Source organism: Streptomyces sp. NPDC007929 (assembly GCF_042959065.1).
GTDB lineage: Bacteria > Actinomycetota > Actinomycetes > Streptomycetales > Streptomycetaceae > Streptomyces.
Window position 1 is genome coordinate 192,196 of record NZ_JBIBKD010000001.1, and the last position, 20,631, is coordinate 212,826.

16 protein-coding genes are annotated in these 20,631 nt (G+C 72.8%); 10 read left to right on the forward strand and 6 right to left on the reverse strand.

Annotation, left to right across the window (positions count from 1 at the left end; genetic code table 11):
• Positions 1-15: 15 nt before the first annotated feature.
• Complete coding sequence (locus tag ACFZDE_RS00985) at positions 16-810, forward strand: metal-dependent hydrolase (protein ID WP_390991727.1); 795 nt, start codon at positions 16-18, stop codon at positions 808-810.
• 77 nt (positions 811-887) lie between these two features.
• Here ACFZDE_RS00985 and ACFZDE_RS00990 read toward each other — a convergent pair whose 3' ends face one another.
• From ACFZDE_RS00990 to ACFZDE_RS01005, 4 genes are all read right to left on the reverse strand, one after another.
• Complete coding sequence (locus tag ACFZDE_RS00990) at positions 888-1,133, reverse strand: type B 50S ribosomal protein L31 (RefSeq protein WP_097215271.1); 246 nt, start codon at positions 1,131-1,133, stop codon at positions 888-890.
• Positions 1,134-1,204: 71 nt separating this feature from the next.
• A complete protein-coding gene (locus tag ACFZDE_RS00995) occupies positions 1,205-1,675 on the reverse strand; it encodes a DUF5709 domain-containing protein (RefSeq protein ID WP_390991722.1) in 471 nt (156 codons plus the stop codon).
• 211 nt (positions 1,676-1,886) lie between these two features.
• The gene (locus ACFZDE_RS01000; protein ID WP_391196217.1) at positions 1,887-3,668 is read right to left on the reverse strand and encodes an ABC transporter transmembrane domain-containing protein; all 1,782 of its coding nucleotides are present in this window, start codon (positions 3,666-3,668) and stop codon (positions 1,887-1,889) included.
• Entirely contained in the window at positions 3,665-5,470 is a 1,806-nt protein-coding gene (locus tag ACFZDE_RS01005; protein WP_391196220.1) for an ABC transporter transmembrane domain-containing protein, read from the reverse strand. Before ACFZDE_RS01005 ends, ACFZDE_RS01000 begins: the two co-directional genes overlap by 4 nt.
• Before the next feature lie 190 nt (positions 5,471-5,660).
• Here ACFZDE_RS01005 and ACFZDE_RS01010 point away from each other — a divergent pair, with 190 nt between their 5' ends.
• On the forward strand, positions 5,661-6,404 hold the full coding sequence (locus ACFZDE_RS01010; protein WP_390991713.1) for a L,D-transpeptidase family protein: 744 nt from the start codon (positions 5,661-5,663) through the stop codon (positions 6,402-6,404).
• A gap of 296 nt (positions 6,405-6,700) precedes the next feature.
• On the forward strand, positions 6,701-8,176 hold the full coding sequence (locus tag ACFZDE_RS01015; RefSeq protein WP_391196221.1) for a cation:dicarboxylate symporter family transporter: 1,476 nt from the start codon (positions 6,701-6,703) through the stop codon (positions 8,174-8,176).
• 141 nt (positions 8,177-8,317) lie between these two features.
• Here the strand turns inward: ACFZDE_RS01015 and ACFZDE_RS01020 are convergent, their stop codons facing one another.
• Positions 8,318-8,767: a MarR family transcriptional regulator gene (locus tag ACFZDE_RS01020; protein WP_391196223.1), complete on the reverse strand. Its 450-nt coding sequence runs from the start codon at positions 8,765-8,767 to the stop codon at positions 8,318-8,320.
• 85 nt (positions 8,768-8,852) lie between these two features.
• On the opposite strand from ACFZDE_RS01020, the gene ACFZDE_RS01025 reads away from it, so the two are divergent.
• Both ACFZDE_RS01025 and mltG read left to right on the forward strand, forming a co-directional pair.
• Positions 8,853-10,655, forward strand: coding sequence for an ABC transporter transmembrane domain-containing protein (locus ACFZDE_RS01025; RefSeq protein ID WP_390991704.1), 1,803 nt, complete (start codon positions 8,853-8,855; stop codon positions 10,653-10,655).
• 43 nt (positions 10,656-10,698) lie between these two features.
• On the forward strand, positions 10,699-11,553 hold the full coding sequence (gene mltG, locus ACFZDE_RS01030) for an endolytic transglycosylase MltG (protein ID WP_391196225.1): 855 nt from the start codon (positions 10,699-10,701) through the stop codon (positions 11,551-11,553).
• Between the two features lie 25 nt (positions 11,554-11,578).
• Here the strand turns inward: mltG and ACFZDE_RS01035 are convergent, their stop codons facing one another.
• On the reverse strand, positions 11,579-12,655 hold the full coding sequence (locus ACFZDE_RS01035) for an NAD(P)-binding domain-containing protein (protein WP_391196227.1): 1,077 nt from the start codon (positions 12,653-12,655) through the stop codon (positions 11,579-11,581).
• Between the two features lie 179 nt (positions 12,656-12,834).
• Between ACFZDE_RS01035 and ACFZDE_RS01040 the strand changes: the two genes are divergently transcribed.
• From ACFZDE_RS01040 to ACFZDE_RS01060, 5 genes are all read left to right on the forward strand, one after another.
• Positions 12,835-14,037 (forward strand): serine hydrolase, encoded by a 1,203-nt coding sequence (locus ACFZDE_RS01040; RefSeq protein ID WP_391196228.1) that lies wholly within the window; start codon positions 12,835-12,837, stop codon positions 14,035-14,037.
• Positions 14,038-14,118: 81 nt separating this feature from the next.
• Positions 14,119-14,541 (forward strand): secondary thiamine-phosphate synthase enzyme YjbQ, encoded by a 423-nt coding sequence (locus ACFZDE_RS01045; protein WP_391196231.1) that lies wholly within the window; start codon positions 14,119-14,121, stop codon positions 14,539-14,541.
• Positions 14,542-14,686: 145 nt separating this feature from the next.
• Entirely contained in the window at positions 14,687-17,950 is a 3,264-nt protein-coding gene (locus tag ACFZDE_RS01050) for a SpoIIE family protein phosphatase (protein ID WP_391196234.1), read from the forward strand.
• Positions 17,951-18,022: 72 nt separating this feature from the next.
• Complete coding sequence (locus ACFZDE_RS01055) at positions 18,023-19,573, forward strand: ATP-binding cassette domain-containing protein (protein ID WP_391196236.1); 1,551 nt, start codon at positions 18,023-18,025, stop codon at positions 19,571-19,573.
• Complete coding sequence (locus ACFZDE_RS01060; RefSeq protein WP_391196238.1) at positions 19,570-20,625, forward strand: ABC transporter permease; 1,056 nt, start codon at positions 19,570-19,572, stop codon at positions 20,623-20,625. The genes ACFZDE_RS01055 and ACFZDE_RS01060 overlap by 4 nt, the downstream gene beginning before the upstream one ends.
• The last annotated feature ends 6 nt before the right edge of the window (positions 20,626-20,631 follow it).

Consider the following 20,631-nt stretch of genomic DNA (forward strand, 5'->3'; position numbering starts at 1 on the left):
GGGGCGGGCAGCGCCATGATGGGACCAGCACACTCACTGTCGGGAGCCGCCGCCTGGCTGGGCGTCGGCGCGGCCGCCGCGGCGGCCGGGCACCCGATGCCCTGGCCGGTCCTCCTCGTCGGCGCGCTGATCTGCGCCGGAGCCGCTCTCGCCCCGGACCTCGACCACAAGGCGGCCACCATCTCCCGGTCCTTCGGACCGCTGTCACGCTGGCTGTGCGAGATCGTCGACAAGCTGTCGTACGCCGTCTACAAGGCGACCAAGAAGCAGGGCGACCCACGCCGCTCCGGCGGCCACCGCACGCTGACGCACACCTGGCTGTGGGCGGTCCTGATCGGTGCGGGCACCTCGGCCGTGGCGATCACCAGTGACCGCTGGGGCGTGCTCGCGGTCCTCTTCGTGCACATGGTCCTGGCCATCGAGGGCCTGCTGTGGCGGGCTGCGCGCGGCTCCAGCAGCGATGTGCTGGTCTGGCTGCTGGCCGCGACCACCGCGTGGATCCTCGCGGGGGTCCTGGACAAGCCGGGCAACGGCGCGGACTGGCTGTTCACGGCGCCGGGGCAGGAGTACCTGTGGCTGGGGCTGCCGGTGGTGCTGGGCGCGATCGTGCACGACATCGGGGACGCGCTGACGGTGTCCGGCTGCCCGATCCTGTGGCCCATCCCGGTCGGGCGCAAGCGCTGGTACCCGATCGGGCCGCCCAAGGTCATGCGGTTCCGGGCGGGCAGCTGGGTCGAGCTGAAGGTGCTGATGCCGGTGTTCATGCTGCTGGGCGGGGTGGGCTGCGCGGCGGCGCTCAACGTCATCTGAGCGCGGCGCGGGCACGCCTCACGCGCCCCCGACCCGCCTCAGCCGCCCCGACCGCCTCAGCCGCCCCGACCCGTCTCTCAGCCGCCGCCGTAACGCCGCTCGAACGCGGCGACCCGGCCCTCCGAGTCCACCGTGCGGGCCTTGCCCGTGTAGAAGGGGTGGCTCTCGGAGGAGATCTCCACGTCCACGACCGGGTAGGTCTCGCCGTCGTCCCATTCGATGGTCTGGTCGCTGGTCGCGGTGGACCGGGTGAGGAACGCGTACCCGGCGGCGCGGTCGCGGAAGACGACGGAGTGGTAGTCGGGGTGCTTGTCCTGCTGCATGGATGCTCCTCGAACGACTCGGGCCGGTCCTGCGGTCAGGGTCGGTCCTGCGATCAGGGCCGGTCCTGCGGTCAGCCGGACAGGGTGTCCTCGTCGACGATGTGCACGGCGGCCTCCTCGGCCGACGCCGCGGCGCCGTCGATGCCCACGTCCGTGGCGACCAGTGCCTCCTCCTCGTCCTCGTGGGCGCCCTCGTCGGGTGCCACGAGCCGGCCGGAGCGCGCGGCGCCGACCTCGTTGTCCAGGAGTTCCCCGTCGGAGCCCGCGCAGTCCCCGAGGCCGTCACCGTCCGGTACGGCGGCGTCCGGCAGCTCCTCGGAGAGCCGCTGGTCCAGCGTCTCGCCCCGCTGCCGCTCGGCGGCCGTCACACCGAGGTGCTCGACGGCCCAGGGCCGCTCGGGAGGGGACCAGCCCCGGTCCAGGGGATCGTCGACGCCGTCGTTCTCCAGGGTGTCCTCGGCGTCGAGCAGCCCCGTGTCCTCCCTCTGCTCGTCTTGGTCCGGCTGGTAGACGTCGTCTCCCCAGCCGTCGGAGCTGTTCACGGGTACCTCCAGGGGGTGGGACGAGCCCGTATCCACGGGACCCGCTCCGGGCCGCCGCCGCACGGGGCACAGACCGCCCGAACCTCTGCTTCCCGGGCGTTCCCCGAGCCGGTGCCTGATTCCAGCCTTCCACCCCGGCTCGGGACCGCGCAACGCCAAGGACACGGCCGCCCCCCTCACGGGCGGGCGGCCGTCTCGCACGACGAGGTGCTCAGCCGTGCCACGACCTCCACAGCGCCGCGTACGCCCCGTCCGCCGCGACCAGCTCCTCATGGCTGCCCAGCTCGCTGATGCGGCCGCTCTCGACGACGGCGATGACGTCCGCGTCGTGGGCCGTGTGCAGCCGGTGGGCGATGGCGACGACCGTGCGGCCGTCCAGGACCCGGGCCAGGGACCGTTCCAGGTTGCGGGCGGCGCGCGGGTCGAGCAGGGACGTCGCCTCGTCGAGGACCAGGGTGTGCGGGTCGGCCAGCACCAGGCGGGCCAGCGCGATCTGCTGGGCCTGGGCCGGGGTGAGCGCCAGACCGCCCGAGCCCACCTCGGTGTCCAGGCCCTCCTCCAGCGCACGGGCCCAGCCGTCCGCGTCGACCGCGCCGAGCGCCGCCCACAGCTCGGCGTCGCCGGCGCCGGTCCGCGCGAGCCGCAGGTTGTCGCGCAGGGAACCCACGAAGACGTGGTGCTCCTGGTTGACCAGGGCCACATGGGAGCGGACGCGTTCGGCCGGCATCCGGGACAGCTCGGCGCTGCCCAGGGTGATGCGGCCGTCCCGGGGCGCGTAGATCCCGGCGAGCAGCCGGCCCAGCGTGGACTTGCCCGCGCCGGACGGGCCGACCAGGGCCAGCCGGGTGCCGGGGGAGACCTCCAGGGACACCTTGCGCAGGACGTCCACGCCCTCCAGGTAGCCGAAGTGCACCCGGTCGGCGTGCACATGGCGTCCTTCGGGAGCCACCGACGGATCCCCGGCGTCCGGCTCGATGTCCCGGACCCCGACGAGCCGGGCCAGCGACACCTGCGCCACCTGCAGCTCGTCGTACCAGCGCAGGATCATGCCCACCGGGTCGACCAGCATCTGGGCGATCAGCGCGCCGGTGGTCAGCTGGCCGACGTCGATCCACCCGTGCAGGGCGAACACACCGCCGATCAGCAGGACCGAGGCGAGCACGGTCACGTGGGTGGTGTTGATGACCGGGAAGAGCACCGACCGCAGCCAGAGCGTGTACCGCTCCCAGGCCGTCCACTCCTGGATCCGCTGCTCGGACAGGGCGACGCGGCGCTCGCCCAGGCGGTGGGCCTCGACGGTGCGCCCGGCGTCCACGGTCTCGGCGAGCGCGGCGGCCACGGCGGCGTACCCGGCGGCCTCGGACCGGTAGGCCGAGGGCGCCCGCCCGAAGTACCAGCGGCAGCCGACGATCAGCAGCGGCAGCGCGAGCAGCACGGCCAGCGCCAGCGGCGGGGCCGTGATCACCAGGCCGCCCATCAGCAGGATCACCCACACCACGCCGATCGACAGTTGCGGCACGGCCTCGCGCATGGCGTTGCCGAGCCGGTCGATGTCCGTGGTGATGCGCGACAGCAGATCACCGGTCCCGGCCCGCTCCAGCACCCCGGGCGGCAGCCCGACCGACCGGACGAGGAAGTCCTCGCGCAGGTCGGCCAGCATCCGCTCGCCCAGCATCGCGCCGCGCAGCCGGACCTGACGGACGAACACCGCCTGGACGGCCAGTGCGGCCACGAACAGCCCGGCGGTGAGTTCCAGCCGCACCTCCCGCGCCCCGTCGGACACCCGCTCCACCAGTCCGCCCAGCAGCCAGGGACCGGCCATCGAGGCGATCACGGCCGCCGTGTTGACGGCGATCAGCAGCAGGAACGCCCGCCGGTGCCGGCGCAGCAGTTCGGCCACGTAGCCGCGGACGGTCTCGGGGGCGCCGACCGGCAGGGTGTTCGCCGTCGTCGGGGCCGCCGGGTCGTACGCCGGTGGCGCGACGCCGATCATGCCTTCTCCTCGATCTCTTCCAGTTCGTGCAGGACGTCGTTCAGGGCGACGGAGCCGTCCAGTGCGGCCTCTTCGTCCGTCTCGCGCGTGACCACCGCCCGGTAGCGGGGCTCGGTACGCACCAGTTCGCGGTGGGCGCCGACCGCCACGGCCTCGCCGTCGTGCAGGAACACGACCCGGTCCGCGCGGTCCAGCAGCAATGGCGAGGAGGTGAACACCACGGTCGTGCGCCCGGCACGCAACTCCCGTACGCCCTGCGCGATCCGGGCCTCGGTGTGCGAGTCGACGGCCGAGGTCGGCTCGTCCAGGACGAGCGCCTCCGGGTCCGTGATCAGCGACCGGGCGAGCGCGAGCCGCTGGCGCTGACCGCCGGACAGGGACCGGCCGCGCTCGGTGATCCGGGCGTCCATCGGGTCGGTGGCGTCCACCGAGCCCTGCACCAGGGCCGCCAGCACGTCGTCGCACTGCGCGGCAGCCAGCGCGGCTTTCGCCCGTACGGCGCCCGAAGCGGGTACGTCGAGCAGTTCGCGCAGGGTGCCGGACAGCAGCACCGGGTCCTTGTCCTGGACGAGGACGGCCGTACGGGCGCTGTCCAACGGCAGTTCGTCGAGCGGCACTCCACCCAGCAGCACCGAGGTGCCCTCCTGGGACGGGTGTCCGCCCAGCCGCTCCGCCAGCAGGCCCGCCGCGTCCGGGTCGCCGCACACCACCGCCGTGAGCCGGCCGGCGGGGGCGAGCAGCCCGGTCCGCGGGTCGTACAGGTCGCCCGCGGGAACCTCGGCCGCGCGCGATCCCACCGTGTCCGTGGGCCGTTGCAGCGACAGCACGCCCGCGGCCCGCTTGGCGGAGGGCCGGGAGAAGGAGTACGCCATGGCGATCTCCTCGAAGTGCCGCAGCGGGTAGGTGAGGACCATGACCGAGCTGTAGACGGTGACCAGTTCACCGACGGTGATCCGGCCCTCGCGCGCCAGCCCCACGCCGTACCAGACCACCGCGATGAGCAGCAGTCCCGGCAGCAGGACCTGGATCGCGGAGATCAGGGCCCACATCCGGGCGCTGCGCACGGCCGCGTGGCGTACCTCCTGGGAGGCGCTGCGGTAGCGGTCGAGGAATAGGTCCTCGCCGCCGATGCCGCGCAGCACCCGCAGCCCGGCGACGGTGTCCGAGGCGAGTTCGGTGGCGCGCCCGGCCTTCTCGCGCTGGGTGTCGGCCCGGCGGGTGGCGCGGGGGAGCAGGGGCAGTACGGCGAGAGCCAGTGCGGGCAGACCCACCGCCACGACCACGCCGAGCGCGGGCTGGTAGACGAGCAGGCCGGCGCAGACCAGCACGATCGTGACCAGGGCCGCGGTGAAGCGGGACAGGGCCTCGACGAACCAGCCGATCTTCTCGACGTCGCCGGTCGAGACCGCCACCACCTCACCGGCCGCGACGCGTCGCGTCAGGGCCGAGCCGAGATGGGCGGCCTTGCGGGCGAGCAGTTGCTGGACGCGTGCGGCCGCCGTGATCCAGTTGGTGATCGCGGTGCGGTGCAGGAAGGTGTCGCCGACCGCGTTGCCCACGCAGGCCAGCGCCAGCAGGCCGCCCGCCAGGGCGAGCCCGCGGCCGGAGCGGTCGACGACGGCCTGCACGGCGAGCCCGACACAGAACGGCAGGGCGGCGACGGAGGCGAAGTGCAGCAGCCCCCAGGCCAGCGACTTGAGCTGACCGCCCAGCTGATTGCGGAAGAGCCACCACAGGAAGCGGGGCCCCGAACGCGCGTCCGGCACACCGGGGTCGGGGTACGGAAGGTCTTGAATCTGCATGACGTCCCAGTGGCTCGTGTCAGGGGGGATGGGGTCCGGCCGAAGGCAGCAAACCGTGACAGGTTCGCCCTGCCGCGTGGTGGCGGGCAACAGGTTTTCCGTTCACCGAACGGAACCGGCCGCCCGCCGTACGCCTCCGGTCGACAGCCGCCGTTCTCCCCCTCCCGGAACCCGGTGCGACCATGGAGCGATGCACAGTGCAGGCGTACGACGAGCCGTGGCCGCGACAGCGGTGCTCGCCTCCTTCCTGACGGTTCTGTCCGCCTGTGGCGGCGCGGAGGGCAGCGGGGCGACACACGCCGCGGGCCGGGCGGCCCGCACCCCCGCGGCCACCTCCTCGGCCACCCCCGCCCCGACCCGCGTCCCCGGCGTCGGCGACCGGCTCCAGCGGCGGATCCCGTCCGCCTCCCGCCAGGTCGTCGCGGTCTACGGCGAGGGAAAGGACTCCGCCGAATCCACGGTCGTCCTGTACACGAAGCACGGCTCGGCCTGGCAGCGGGAGCGCGGCTGGGCCGGGCACAACGGCAAGAAGGGCTGGACCACCGACCACCACGAGGACGACGACCGCAGCCCCGTGGGCGTGTTCACCCTCAGCGACGCGGGCGGCGTGCTCCCTGACCCGGGCTCCGGGCTGCCGTACACCCGCTCCGCGGCCTTCGCCGCCCCGCGCTGGTGGGCCGCGTCGCACTGGCACGACTTCGACTACGTCATCGCCATCGACTACAACCGCGTCAAAGGCACCCCGCCGAACGACCCGACCCGCCCGGAGGGAACGAAGAAGGGTGGCGGGATCTGGCTGCACATGGACCACGGCAGCGGTACGTCGGCCTGCGTCAGCGTGTCGAAGGGGGCGATGAGATACCTCCTGCGCACCCTCGACCCGCGACAGCGTCCCGTGGTGGTGATGGGGGACCGGGCGGAACTGGCCGCTTAGGCCTCATTGTGCGGGTGGCCGACTGCCCGTAGAAGCGGTCGGCACCACCAAGTGCAGGGGGTGCTCACGGAGGACCGCAGCCGGTGCTGAGGTGAGCGGGCGGGGTGCGTGTGATGCATGTGATGCGTGTGGGACGTGTGTGCGATCTGTGTCACTTATGACACTTTTACATGGGCGAAACATCGCGGTCTTGTGCGCGATCAAGACAGCCTCCAGAGTGTCGGAATCGGAAACCGCTTTCCGCATCACAGAAGTCCCGTCCCGGCTCTGTGCGTCCCGTCCCCCGAGGAGGCTCCGTGCCCCCGTCTGTACCGTCACTCCCGCGACGCGTCGCACGCACGCTACGCACCTCGCTTTTCGCGCAGGTTACCTGCGCGCTCGTTCTCGGAATCCTCGTCGGAAAGCTGTGGCCGGACACGGCCACGGCTCTCCAGCCGCTCGGCGACGGTTTCACCCGGCTCATCAAGACCGTGATCTCGCCCCTGGTGTTCTGCGTGGTCGTCGTCGGCATCGCCAAGGCCGGTGACCTGAAGGCGTTCGGCCGGATCGGGGTCAAGGCCCTCATCTGGTTCGAGGTCGCCTCGACGGCCGCCCTGATCATCGGTCTGGTCACCGCCAACGTCGTCGGCCCGGGCAGGGGCATGAACGTCGACCCTTCCTCCCTCGACGCCGCGGCGGTGGAGGAGACGACGGGCGGGGGTCACCTCCCCACGACGACCGAGTTCGTCCTCAACGCGCTCCCACACAGTTTCATCGGGGCCTTCGCCGAGAACGAGCTGCTGCAAGTCCTCATCCTGGCCTGCCTGGTGGGCGCCGCGCTGCTGCACCTCGGGCACACCAAGGTGCCGAAGATCCTGCCCGCGATCGAGCAGGCACAGGACATCATCTTCGCGGTCGTCGGCTTCATCATGCGCCTGGCCCCGCTCGCGGTGTTCGGTGCGATGGCCCACCTGGTCGGCAACTACGGCCTGGGCGTGATGCGCACCTACGCCAAGCTCATCGTGCTCTGCTACGTGGCAGCGGCGCTGTTCGTCGCACTGCTGGCCATCGCGCTGAAGCTGGTGACCGGCCTCAGCCTCTGGAAGTTCCTGCGCTACATCCGTGAGGAGATGCTGCTCGCCCTCGGCACCGCGTCCACCGAATCGGTCATGCCCCGCGTGATGCAGAAGCTGCGCCGGGCCGGTGCCCGCGACGACGCCGTGGGGCTGGTGCTCCCCACCGGCTACTCCTTCAACCTCGACGGCGCTTCGCTCTACCTGTCCATCGGGACGCTGTTCATCGCCCAGGCGGTGGGCGTGGATCTGAGCCTCGGCCAGCAGATCACCGTCGTCCTGGTGCTGATGCTGACCAGCAAGGGCATGGCGGGCATCCCTGGTTCGGCGTTCCTCGCCCTGTCCGCGACCGCCTCGTCTCTGGGGGCGATCCCCGCCGGAGCGGTCGCGCTGCTGCTCGGCGTGGACCGCATCATGGACTCGATGCGCGTCGTCACCAACCTGCTCGGCAACTGCGTCGCCGTCTTCGCGGTGTCCCGCTGGGAGGGAGCCCTGGACACGGAGCGGGCGAAGAAGGTGCTCGACGGTGAGGAGGGCGTGGGTGCGGAGAAGGGCCTCGACGGCGAGGCCGGTACCGAGACGCCGGTGCCGGAGATCCCGGCCCAGAAGACCACGGAGCCCGCGGACCTCGACGAGCCGCGGGAACCCGAGCCGCTCAAGGCATCCAAGGACCTCAAGGCACCCAAGGACCTCAAGGAGCCCGCTCCCGAAGCCGGTTGATCCGACCCGGTCCCCGTGGGTCGCGGCCACCGCTCCGGCAGGACGAGCGGAGGCCGCGGCCCACCGCCGTGTTCCGGTCTGGCGGCTGGGCCCCGTCGGCGTTCCGGTCCGAAAGCAGGGCCCCGCAGGCGCCCCGGTCCGTCAGCAGAGCCCCGCCGGCGTTCCGTCGATCAGGGTGTTCAGCAACCCCCCGAGCGCCTCCCGCTGTTCCCCCGTCAGCGGCGCGAGGATCTCCTCCGCGGCCGATCGGCGCGCCGCCCGCAGCTCGCGCAGCGCGGCCCGGCCGTCGTCCGTGAGCTCGATGCGGATGACCCGCCGGTTCGCCGGGTCCGGGACCCGCCGCACCTTGCCGCTCGCCTCCAGGCCGTCGACCAGCGTCGTCACGGCCCGCGGCACCACTTCGAGGCGCTCGGCCAGGTCGGCCATGCGCGGCGGCGAGCCCCAGTGCGCCAGCGTGCGCAACAGCCGGGACTGCGCCGGGGTGATGCCGAGGTCACGGTGCTCCAGATGGCGTTTCTGGATGCGGTGCACCCGGCGGGTGAGCCGCAGCAACTGCTCGGCGAGCAGGCCGTCGGGGTCGGGCGTGGTCATGCGGGAACAATATCAGGATGCCGTTCATTGTGAGTATAGGTAACAATGAGCTGTGATCCGATCCGCCGCACCCTCGTAGGAGCCCATGCATCCCGACCGTGAAGCCCCGTGGACCCCGCCGGCCGACTCCGAGGGGCAGCCCCGGCAGGTCCGCCGCATCCTCGGCCTCTTCCGCCCCTACCGGGGCCGCCTCGCGATCGTCGGCCTGCTGGTCGGCGCCGCGTCGCTGGTCTCGGTCGCCACGCCCTTCCTGCTGAAGGAGATCCTCGACGTCGCGATCCCCGAGGGGCGCACCGGCCTGCTCAGCCTGCTCGCCCTCGGCATGATCCTCAGCGCCGTACTGACCAGCATCTTCGGAGTCCTCCAGACCCTGATCTCGACGACGGTCGGCCAGCGCGTCATGCACGACCTGCGCACCGCCGTCTACGGCCGGCTCCAGCGCATGTCCCTCGCCTTCTTCACGCGCACCCGCACGGGCGAGGTGCAGTCCCGCATCGCCAACGACATCGGCGGCATGCAGGCCACCGTCACCTCCACCGCGACCTCCCTCGTCTCCAACGTCACCAGCGTGGTCGCCACCATCGTCGCGATGATCGCCCTGGACTGGCGGCTGACGGTCGTCTCGCTGCTGTTGCTCCCGGTGTTCGTGTGGATCAGCCGCCGCGTCGGCGACGAACGCCGCAAGATCACCACCCAGCGCCAGAAGCAGATGGCGGCCATGGCCGCCACCGTCACCGAGTCGCTCTCCGTCAGCGGCATCCTGCTGGGCCGCACCATGGGCCGCTCCGACTCGCTCACGAAGTCCTTCTCCGACGAGTCCGAGGAACTCGTCGACCTGGAGGTGCGGTCGAACATGGCGGGGCGGTGGCGCATGGCCGTCATCACGATCGTCATGGCCGCCCTGCCCGCCGTCATCTACTGGACCGCCGGCATGGCCCTCCAGCTGGGTGGCCCGGAGGTGTCCATCGGCACGATCGTCGCGTTCGTCTCGCTCCAGCAGGGCCTGTTCCGTCCGGCCGTGAGCCTGCTGTCGACCGGAGTGCAGATCCAGACCTCGCTCGCCCTCTTCCAGCGCATCTTCGAGTACCTCGACCTGCCGATCGACATCACCGAGCGACCCGACCCCGTGCGCCTCGACCGGATCAAGGGCGAGGTCCGCTTCGAGAACGTCTCCTTCGGCTACGACGACAAGGGCGGCCCGGTCCTCGACGCCATCGACCTCACCGTCCCGGCGGGCAGCAGTCTCGCCCTCGTCGGCTCCACCGGCGCCGGCAAGTCCACGCTGGGCTACCTGGTGCCCCGTCTCTACGACGTCACCGGCGGCCGCGTCACCCTCGACGGGACCGACGTCCGCGACCTCGACTTCGACACCCTGGCCCGCGCGGTCGGCGTCGTCTCGCAGGAGACGTACCTCTTCCACGCCTCGGTCGCCGACAACCTGCGCTTCGCCAAGCCCGACGCCACCGAGGAGGAACTGCACCAGGCGGCGAAGGCCGCGCAGATCCACGACCACATCGCGGCCCTGCCCGACGGTTACGACACCGTCGTCGGCGAGCGCGGGCACCGCTTCTCCGGCGGCGAGAAGCAGCGCCTGGCCATCGCCCGCACCATCCTGCGCGACCCACCGGTGCTCATCCTCGACGAGGCCACCAGCGCGCTGGACACCCGCACCGAGGCCGCCGTCCAGGACGCCATCGACGCGCTGTCGGCCAACCGCACCACCCTCACCATCGCCCACCGGCTGTCCACCGTGCGCGACGCCGACCAGATCGTGGTCCTCGACTCGGGCCGCGCCGTCGAACGCGGCACCCACGAAGAGCTCCTGGAGGAGGGCGGCCGGTACGCGGCGTTGGTACGCCGGGACGCTCAACTGGAACCGACAAGCTGAAAATATGCCGGGTTTGTGACGATATGCGGGTTACCGTGCCCGCATGCAGAAGAACACTCCGCCACGGAGCACGATTCGACTGACGCGCAGGGGCCGCATCGTCCTCGTCGCGACCGGAGCCGTCGTGGTCGGTACCGCCGTGGCGGTGCCGCTGCTGACCCTGGGGACCGCGGAGGAGGAGAGCCGCCCCACGACCCTGGCGATCCCCGAGGGCTGGCGCGCGAGCCAGGTGTACGCGGCCGTCGACAAGGCCCTCGCCCTGCCCGCAGGCAGCACGAGGAAGTCCCTGGACAAGGCCGCCCTGAAGCTGCCGAACGACGCCGAGGGCAATCCGGAGGGCTACCTCTTCCCGGCCACCTATCCGCTCCAGGAGAAGACCACGCCGGACAAGCTCCTCGCGCTGATGGTCGACACGGCCAACAAGAAGTTCAACGGCGCGCCCATCGCCGCCGGGGCGCAGCGCAACGCCATGAACGTGTACCAGGCCGTCACCATGGCCAGCATCATCCAGGCGGAGGCGGCCACCAGAGCCGACATGGGCAAGGTGGCCCGGGTCATCTTCAACCGCCTCGAGCGCGGCATGCCGCTGCAGATGGACTCCACCATCAACTACGCCCTCAACCGCTCCAGCCTCCGTACGTCGGAGAGCGACACCCGGATCGAGAGCCCCTACAACTCGTACCAGCGCATGGGCCTGCCGCCCACGCCCATCGCCAACCCCGGCGAGGAGGCCATGCGCGCGGCCGTCAACCCGCCCCCGGGCAACTGGCTGTACTTCGTCACGGTCCGTCCGGGCGACACCCGCTTCACCGCGGACTACCAGGAACACCAGCGCAACGTCGCGGAGTTCAACGCGCAGGCGAAGAAGAAGGAGAGCGCGGCCAAGGCGGCCGGGTGAGGCCCTCGGGGCTTCGCCCCACGTCTCACGCGGCGGCCGGTGTCCGCTCCAGCAGCCGCCTGATGTCGCGGACGGCCGCGCGGCCGGCCCGGTTGGCGCCGATGGTGCTGGCCGACGGTCCGTAGCCGACCAGATGGACACGGGGGTCCGCCGCCGCCTGCGTGCCGTCCATGCGGATGCCGCCGCCCGGGGCGCGCAGCCGCAGGGGCGCGAGGTGGTCGATGGCGGCGCGGAAGCCGGTGGCCCAGAGGATGACGTCGGCGTCGATGTGGCGGCCGTCCGCCCAGTCCACTCCGGTGGGCGTGACGCGGTCGAACATCGGCTGCCGGTCGAGCACTCCGTCCTCGATGCCCCGCCGGATCGCGTCGTTCAGGGGCAGCCCGGTCACCGAGACCACACTGCGGGGCGGCAGGCCCTGCCGTACCCGCTCCTCGACGAGCGCGACCGCCGCGCGGCCGGCGTCCTCGTCGAAGGGACCCTCGCGGAAGACCGGCGGGCGCCGTGTCACCCAGGTGGTGGCCGCCGCGTAAGAGGCGATCTCCAGCAGATGCTGGGTGCCCGAGGCGCCGCCGCCCACGACCACGACCCGCTGCCCGGCGAACTCCTCGGGCCCGGGGTACTGCGCGGTGTGCAACTGCCGTCCCCGGAAGGTCTCCTGACCCGGATAGCGCGGCCAGAACGGCCGGTCCCAGGTGCCGGTCGCGTTGATCAGCGCCCGGGTGGACCACACACCGTCCGAGGTCTCCACGAGCAGCCGCCCGCCGGCCCCCTCGCGCACGGCCCGTACGTCCACCGGGCGTCTGATCCGCAGATCGAAGGTCCGCTCGTAACGGTCGAAGTAGGCGCGGATCACCTCGGCGGAAGGCCGCTCCGGGTCGGCGTCCGTGAGTTCCATGCCCGGCAGGGCGTGCATCCCGTGCACCTTGCCGTACGTCAGCGAGGGCCAGCGGAACTGCCAGGCGCCCCCGGGGCCGGGGGAGTGGTCCAGCACCACGAAGTCGCGGTCCGGCTCGAAACCGGACCGCCGCAGGTGATAGGCGGCTGCCAGACCTGCCTGACCGGCGCCTATGACGACTACCTCGACCTCGCGCGTGTTGTTCACGCTTCTACTAACCCGTGCGAGGTCGGGGATCTTCCCACCGCCGGTCTCCCCGGCGCCCGATCCGGCCGGGTGGCTCCGATCGAGTGGACTCCTCCGTCCGCGGACCGTCAGGCGGCCCCCGGCAGCGGTGCGGGTGGTGATGTTCCTTCGTCCCGACCCCTCCGGAAAGAGGCGCCCCGATGCGACGTACTCCCACCCGCCGCCTGTTCGCCGCGGCGCTGCTCGTGGCGTCCGTGCTGGCCCCGATGGCGGTGCTGCCCGCCGCGGCCGTCCCGGCCCCCGCCGCCGCCCGCCACGACGGTGGCGACCTGCCGCGGCACGGTCTCGGACCCGAACTCACCGCACGGCTCGACCGGGCCGTCGCGGAGGTCCGAGAGCAGGCGGGCATCCCCGGGGTCGTCGTCGGACTGTGGATGCCGGGCAAGGGGAGCTACGTCCGCGCCACCGGCGTGGCCGACACCGTCACCCGCCTGCCGATGACCACCGACTCCTTCGTACGGATCGGCAGCGAGACCAAGACCTTCACGGTCACCGCCCTGCTGGAACTCGTGGACGACGGCCGGATCGGGCTGGACGACCCGATCGCCAAGTACGTCAGGGGCGTGCCGAACGGCCACCGGATCACCCTGCGCCAGCTCGCCGGGATGCGCAGCGGCCTCTACCCGTACACCGCCGACGCCGGCTTCATCCACGACCTGCTGACCGACCCGGAGCGGTACTTCAACCCGCGCGAGGTCCTCACCTACGGCTTCCGGCACGCGAACACCTTCGCGCCGGGCGCGGACTTCCAGTACTCCAACAGCAATCTCGTCCTGCTGGGCCTGGTGATCGAGAAGGTCACCGGCCGCAAGCTCGCCGACGTCCTCCACGAGCGGGTGCTCCGTCCGGCCGGTCTGCGTCACACGCTGTTCCCACAGGATGACGAGTTCCCCGAGCCGCATCCGCGCGGCTACACCGACCAGACGCTCAGCGGCGAAGTCGAGGACGTCACCGACTGGAACCCCAGCTGGGCCTGGGCGGCCGGAGCGATGATCTCGGACCTGCACGACCTGCGCCGCTGGGCGAAGGTCGTCGCCACCGGCGAACTGCTCAGCCCGAAGACCCAGGCGGAGCGCCTGAAGGCGCTGCCCACCGGCTACCCGGGCACCGACTACGGCCTCGGCATCTTCGAGACCAACGGCTGGATCGGCCACAACGGCTCGATCCCGGGCTACGAGACCGTGACCGTCTATCTGCCCGCCCGGAAGGCCACCCTGGTCATCATGATCAACACGGATGTCATGGCCGACGGCCAGGAGCCGTCGACGCTGCTCGCCCGGGCGATCACCGCGGTCGCGACCCCCGGCAACGTCTACGACGGCTCGGTCGTCACCAGGCCGTGACGCCCACCCGTCGGCGCCGGTGGCGAGCCCGGTGACGGCGCGGTCCGCGGAGGATCCCGGCGGGTGCGTCAGGATGGAGGCATGTCCGATGTCTTCACCACCCGAGTTCTCGACGTCAGCACCGGTGCCGCGGAGAGGGTCCTCGACATCACCGGTGACTGCGAGTCCTTCCTGCGCGAGGCGGCGGGCGGCCGCGACGGTCTCCTCAACGTCTTCGTGCCGCACGCCACGGCCGGCATCGCCGTCCTGGAGACCGGTGCCGGCAGCGATGACGACCTGCTGGCCGCGCTGCACACCCTGCTGCCCGCCGACGACCGCTGGCAGCACCGGCACGGCAGCCCCGGCCACGGTCGCGACCACGTCCTGCCCGCCCTCGTCCCGCCCCATGCGACCCTGCCGGTGCTGGGCGGCCGGCTGGAGCTCGGCACCTGGCAGTCGGTGTGCCTGGTGGACACCAACAAGGACAATCCGCAACGGAAGGTGCGCCTGAGTTTCCTGGGGTGAGCGCGGCCCCGCGGGCCCGGCCTGCCGGTCGCCGGGGTCGACCGGCCCCGGCGCGCCGTGACGCCCGCCCTTAATGCCCGTATTCTCATCAATGCCAGATTCTCTTCGGAGAAGCGGATTGTCGCGGGCGCGAGTGAGGCGAAGCGTGGTTCGATCCGGCGAGGAGCCCAGGCCGGCGGGGCGTGCGACGGACGGCACGGGGCCCGCCAGTCTTCGCGAGCTGTTCCTCCAGGGTGAGCCGGTCGAGACGGGCGTGCGGACGTCCATCCTGAACTCCTGGCGCCGTTCGCGCTCCCTCGGGCTGTCACCGGACGCGTCCGACCTGCCCTACCGGGAGGACTTCGACCCGGGCGGCCGTATCGTCCGGGCGGCCCTGCCGGTGCTCGACCGGCTGCAGGCCACGTTCGCCGGCAGCCAGGTCAACATCTCCGTCGCCGACGCGAACGGGACGGTACTGCTGCGCCGCTTCGGGGATCCGGCCATGAACAGAAGCCTCCCCGCCATCCAGGTCGTGCCGGGGTTCGTGTTCGCCGAGCAGGTCGCCGGTACCAACGGCATCGGGCTGGCCCTGGCGGAGCGGCAGCTCATCCGCGTCTACGGCGCCGAGCACTTCGCGGAGCGTTCCCAGCAGAGCGCGTGCGTCGCCCTGCCCGTCCGTGACCCGCTCAGCGGGTGCATCGAGGGCGTCCTGTGCCTCGGCTACCCCCGTGGCTTCGAGCGGCCCGCGCTGGGCATCGCCATCCGCCGGGCGGCCGAGGGTATCGAGCGGCGGTTGCTGGGGCAGAGCTCCGCGCGCGAACGGGCCCTGCTGCGGACGTACCTGGCCATCGGCGCCGGGGCCGCCCGGCCGCACCGCGGGGTGGCGCTGGACGCGCTGGTGAACGAACTCCACCCTCGTGACCAGGCGATCCTCAGGGAGAAGGCCGCTGAGTTGATCTCCGGGGCGCAGCTGGGTGCCGCCGAGGTGATCCTGCCCGGGGGCCGGCGCGTGACGCTGGTGAGCCGTCCGGTGACCAGTGGGTCCGGTGTGCAGGGCATCGCGATCGAGGCCGTCCTGTCCGGTTCCCCGGCGGGGGAGCCGCTCGCCATACCGCACCAGCCGGACGAGCCGGCCGACCTCACCCACCTCGCCGTCCCGCTCTCCGCCCGCCCGGCACTCACCCTGCCGTCCGGCTACGCCACCGCCCCCTCCGGCCCGGCCGTCCCGGCCCTCCGGCCCGACGGTACGGTCGCGAACGGCCCGGAGCCGGTCCCGGTGGCCGGCACGGCAGACGGCACGGCCGCGAGGGACTCGGAGCCCGTCGCGGCGGACGGTGTCGTGTCGAGCACTCCGGAGTCCGTCGCGGGGGACGGTGTCGCGTCGAGTACTCCGGAGTCCGTCGCGGGGGGCGGTGTCGCGTCGAGCACTTCAGAGTCCGTCGCGGGGGACGCCGCCGTGTCGAGTACTCCGGAGTCCGTCGCGGGGGACGGTGTCGCGTCGAGCACTTCAGAGCCCGTCATCGGGGACGCCGCCGCGTCGAGTACTCCGGAGTCCGGCACGCCGGACGGTCGCCGTCGCACCGCGGGGCCCGCCGCAGCCGATGGCCGTCGGCCCTCCACCGGGCCCGCGACGCCTGACCTCCCCCCGGCCGCCGCCGATCCCACCGCACCCGATGCCCCCCGGGTCCCCTCCGACCCCACCCCGGCGCACCCCGAAGCCCCGTTCCCGGCCCGGGGTCTGGTGATGCTGGGGGAGCCGCAGGTCGGGGCCTACGCGCTGGCCGCCCGGCGGCGTCTGGAGCTGTTGTCCGAGGCCAGCACCCGTATCGGCACCACGCTGGACGTGCGCCGTACGGCCGAGGAACTGGCCGAGACGGCGGTCCCCGGACTGGCCGACTTCGTCACCATCGACCTGCCCGACGCCGTGCTGCGCGGCGAGGAGTCCGCCGATCCCCTGGCCGATCTGCGCCGCACGGTCGTCCACGGCATCCACGAGGGACTGCCCTTCACACCACCCGGCGAGCGCAGCGACTTCGGCCCGACCGCGCCGCAGTTGCGCTGCCTCGGCAGCGGCGAGGCCGTGCTGGAGCCGGACCTGAGGGCCGCCGCCGGCTGGCTCGCCCAGGACCCCGAGCACACCCAGCGCCTGCTGGCCCATGTCCACTCCCTCATCGCCGTGCCGCTGGTCGCCCGCGGTGTCGTCCTGGGCGTCGCGTGCTTCTACCGTGCCGGGAGCCCCTTCGGGGACGACGACCGCTCCCTGGCGCAGGAACTCGCCTCCCGCGCCGCCCTGTCCATCGACAACGCCCGGCGCTACACCCACGAGCGCACCATGGTCCTGGCCCTCCAGCGCAGGCTCCTGCCGCAGGGCCTGCCCGACCAGGACGCCGTCGAGGTGGCCCATCGCTACCTGCCCGCCGAATCCGACGTGGGCGGCGACTGGTACGACGTCATCCCGCTGTCCGGTGCCCGCGTCGGCCTCCTCGTCGGCGATGTCGTGGGCCACGGCATGCTCTCCGCGGCCACCATGGGGCGGCTGCGCACCGCCGCCCGCAGTTTCGCCGAGCTCGACTTCCCGCCGGACGAGGTCCTCACCCACCTGGACAACCTCGTGGGCCGCCTGGACCGCGAGGACCCCGACGGCCAGGGCGCCGGCGTCATCGGCGCGACCTGCCTCTACGCCGTCTACGACCCGACCACGCAGCGGTGTCTGATGGCCCGCGCCGGACACCCGCCGCCCGCCCTGGTCCACCCCGACGGCACCGTGACCTACCCCGACCTGCCGGCCGGGCCCCCGCTCGGCCTCGGCGGCCTGCCCTTCGACGCGGTGGAGGTGGACCTTCCCGCGGGCGGCCAGCTGGTCCTGTACACCGACGGGCTCATCGAGGACCGGCACCGCGACGTCGACCTGGTCCTGGAGCAACTGCGCGAGGCGCTGGCCCATCCCGAGCGGGCCCCGGAGGAGACCTGCCAGGCGGTCCTGGACACCGTGGCACCCGCCCACCCGCACGACGACATCGCCCTGCTCGTCGCCCGTGTGCACGCCCTGGACCCCGAGCGGATCGCGACCTGGGAGCTCTCCGCCGACCCGGCCCTCGTCGGTGAGGTCCGGGCGTCGGCCGTGCGGTGGCTGTCCGACCGGGGGCTCGACGAGACCGCGTTCGCCGCGGAGCTGATCCTCAGCGAGCTGATCACCAACGCCGTGCGGCACGGCGCCGAACCCATCCGGGTGCGGCTGCTCTACCGCCGCACCCTGATCTGCGAGGTCTCCGACTCCAGCAACACCGCGCCGCACCTGCGCCGCGCCGCCAGCACGGACGAGGGCGGCCGTGGTCTGTTCCTCGTGGCGCAGCTCTCGCAGAGCTGGGGCACGCGCTACCTGCCCGAGGGCAAGGTCATCTGGGCTGAGTGCGGGCTCGACGCGGCGTGACGGGGCGCGACGCCGTCACCGGCCCGGGCGGCGGCGGGCCGAAAGATGCCCTGAATGCTGTAATTTGATCGGGTGCGTGACGCTCCCGACACACCCCCGAAGGCGGCCTCGCCCTTCGGGCCGGAACCCCTGGTCCGGATCCGCGGACTCGGCAAGCGGTTCGGCGGCACCGTCGCGCTGGCCGGAGCCGACCTCGACGTCCACCCCGGCAGCGTCCTCGCCCTGCTCGGGCCCAACGGCGCCGGGAAGTCCACGCTCATCAAGATCCTCGCCGGGGTCCACCGCGCCGACACGGGGCAGGTCACCGTCGCCGGAGAGCCCCTCGGCAGCCCCACCGCCACCCGGAGCATGTCCTTCATCCACCAGGACCTCGGTCTCGTGGAGTGGATGACCGTCGCCGAGAACATCGCCCTGACCACCGGGTACGGGCGCCGGACCGGGCTGATCTCCTGGCGGCGCACCCGCGCGCGCTGCGTCGAGGCGCTGCGGGTCGTCGGCGCCCACCTCGATCCGGACGCACCGGTCTCCGGCCTGCCGCCGGCCGACCGCTCGCTGGTCGCGATCGCCCGGGCCCTGGCGGCCCGCGCGCGGCTCATCGTCCTCGACGAGCCGACCGCCCGGCTGCCCGCCGCGGACTGCGCCCGGCTCTTCCGCGTCCTGCACGCCCTGCGCGACCGCGGACACGCCATCCTCTACGTCAGCCACCGCCTGGACGAGGTGTACCGGGTCGCCGACGCCTTCGTGGTCCTGCGGGACGGCCGCGTCGTCAGCCACGGTCGGCTCGCCGGCCACAGCCCCGAGCACCTGGTCCGCGACATCGTCGGCGAGGCGGACGAACCGGCACCCCACCGCCCCGCCGTGACCCCGGCCGGCGCACCCCCCGTCCTGACTCTCGACGGCGTGCGCACCGCCCGGGCCGGTCCCGTCCATCTGGAGCTCCCGCCGGGGGAGGTCCTCGGTCTGGTCGGCCTCTCCGACGCCGGGCACATGGACCTGGGCCGCGCCCTCGCCGGGGCCGGGGCGCTGCTGGGCGGGCGGGCCCTGCTGGACGGACGGCCGTACCGCCCCCGTTCGGTCACCGAGGCCGTCGCTCGCGGCGTCGCGCTCGTGCCGGGCGACCGGCTGCGGGAGGGCTGTCTCGCCGAGCTGACCGTGCGGGAGAACCTCCTGGCCAACCCGCGCGCGGGAGGTCCGCCGGTGCCGCGCTGGATCGGCCCCCGCGGCGAACGGGCCCGGGCCGCCGCCCTGATGGACCGCTTCTCGGTGCGCCCCCGCGACACCGAGACGCCCATCGCCACACTCTCCGGCGGCAACCAGCAGAAGGTCATGATCGGCCGCTGGCTGCGCACGGACCTGCGGCTGCTGATCCTGGAGGAGCCGACCGCGAGCGTCGACGTCGGAGCCAAGGCCGCCATCCACCGTCTGCTCCACGAGGCACTGGAGGCGGGCCTCGCGGTGCTGCTGCTGTCCACCGACTTCGAGGAGGTGGCAAGCGTGTGCCGGCGCACGCTGGTCTTCGTGCGCGGAGCCGTGACCGCCGAACTGAGCGGCCCCGCCCTCACCGTCGCCGGACTCACCCGGGCGGCCTCGGCCATGCCCCCGATCACGGACGGGCACCCGTGACGCCGCCCCGCCCCCACCGCCGCCCGGGCGGCCACCACATCGGCGCCTACGGCCTGCTGGTCCTCACCGCCCTGCTCTACCTGGTGTTCTCCCTCGCCCTGCCGGACACCTTCCCCACGCTGGACACCGTCGACGCGATCCTGTCCAGCCAGTCGATCCCGGCCGTCCTCGCGCTCGCCGCCATGGTGCCCGTCGTCACCGGCGCCTTCGACCTCTCCATCGGCTACGGCCTGGGGCTGGCCCATGTGATGGTGCTGCAGCTCGTCGTCAACGAGGGCTGGCCCTGGCCGCTCGCCTGTCTCACCGTGCTCGCCGGGGGACTGGTCGTGGGCGTCCTCAACGGCGTCGTCGTCGAGTTCGGCCGGATCGACTCCTTCATCGCCACCCTCGGCACCGGCAGCATGATGTACGCCGTCACCGGCTGGGTCACCGACGGCGGCCGGATCGTCCCCGGCCCGCAGGGCCTGCCGCCCGCGTTCACCGACCTCTACGACTCCTCGTTCCTCGGCCTGCCGGTCCCCGCCTTCTACGTGCTCGCCCTCGCGGCCGTGCTCTGGCTGGTGCTGGAACGGCTGCCGCTCGGCCGGTACCTGTACGTCGTCGGGTCGAACCCGCGCGCGGCCGACCTCGTGGGCATCCCGACCCGCCGCTACACCGTCTACGCGTTCGCCGCCTCCGGCCTGATCGTCGGCTTCGCCGGGGTGCTGCTCGCCGCCCAGCAGCAGATCGGCAATCCGAGCGTCGGCCTGGACTACCTGCTGCCCGCGTTCGTCGGCGCCCTCCTCGGCTCCACGGCCATCAAACCCGGGCGGCCCAACGCCCTCGGCACCGTCGTCGCCGTCGCCGTGCTCGCCGTCGGCCTCACCGGCATCGCCCAGCTGGGCGCCGAGTTCTGGACCGTCCCGCTGTTCAACGGCGGCACCCTGCTCATCGCCGTGGGCCTGGCCGGATACGCCGCCCGCCGCAGGCTGCGCGGCGGCGCGGCCCGCGACACACCCGCGGCGCCGCCCCCGTCCTCCCCGGCGCCGGACGGCGGCACGGCCCCGCCCTGAACCTCC

Coding starts and splice junctions, on each gene's coding strand:
- ACFZDE_RS00985 (WP_390991727.1), top strand. CDS start 16: ATGATGGGACCAGCACACTCACTGTCGGGAGCCGCCGCCTGGCTGGGC.
- ACFZDE_RS00990 (WP_097215271.1), bottom strand. CDS start 1,133: ATGCAGCAGGACAAGCACCCCGACTACCACTCCGTCGTCTTCCGCGAC.
- ACFZDE_RS01000 (WP_391196217.1), bottom strand. CDS start 3,668: ATGATCGGCGTCGCGCCACCGGCGTACGACCCGGCGGCCCCGACGACG.
- ACFZDE_RS01005 (WP_391196220.1), bottom strand. CDS start 5,470: ATGCAGATTCAAGACCTTCCGTACCCCGACCCCGGTGTGCCGGACGCG.
- ACFZDE_RS01010 (WP_390991713.1), top strand. CDS start 5,661: ATGCACAGTGCAGGCGTACGACGAGCCGTGGCCGCGACAGCGGTGCTC.
- ACFZDE_RS01020 (WP_391196223.1), bottom strand. CDS start 8,767: ATGACCACGCCCGACCCCGACGGCCTGCTCGCCGAGCAGTTGCTGCGG.
- ACFZDE_RS01025 (WP_390991704.1), top strand. CDS start 8,853: ATGCATCCCGACCGTGAAGCCCCGTGGACCCCGCCGGCCGACTCCGAG.
- mltG (WP_391196225.1), top strand. CDS start 10,699: ATGCAGAAGAACACTCCGCCACGGAGCACGATTCGACTGACGCGCAGG.
- ACFZDE_RS01040 (WP_391196228.1), top strand. CDS start 12,835: ATGCGACGTACTCCCACCCGCCGCCTGTTCGCCGCGGCGCTGCTCGTG.
- ACFZDE_RS01045 (WP_391196231.1), top strand. CDS start 14,119: ATGTCCGATGTCTTCACCACCCGAGTTCTCGACGTCAGCACCGGTGCC.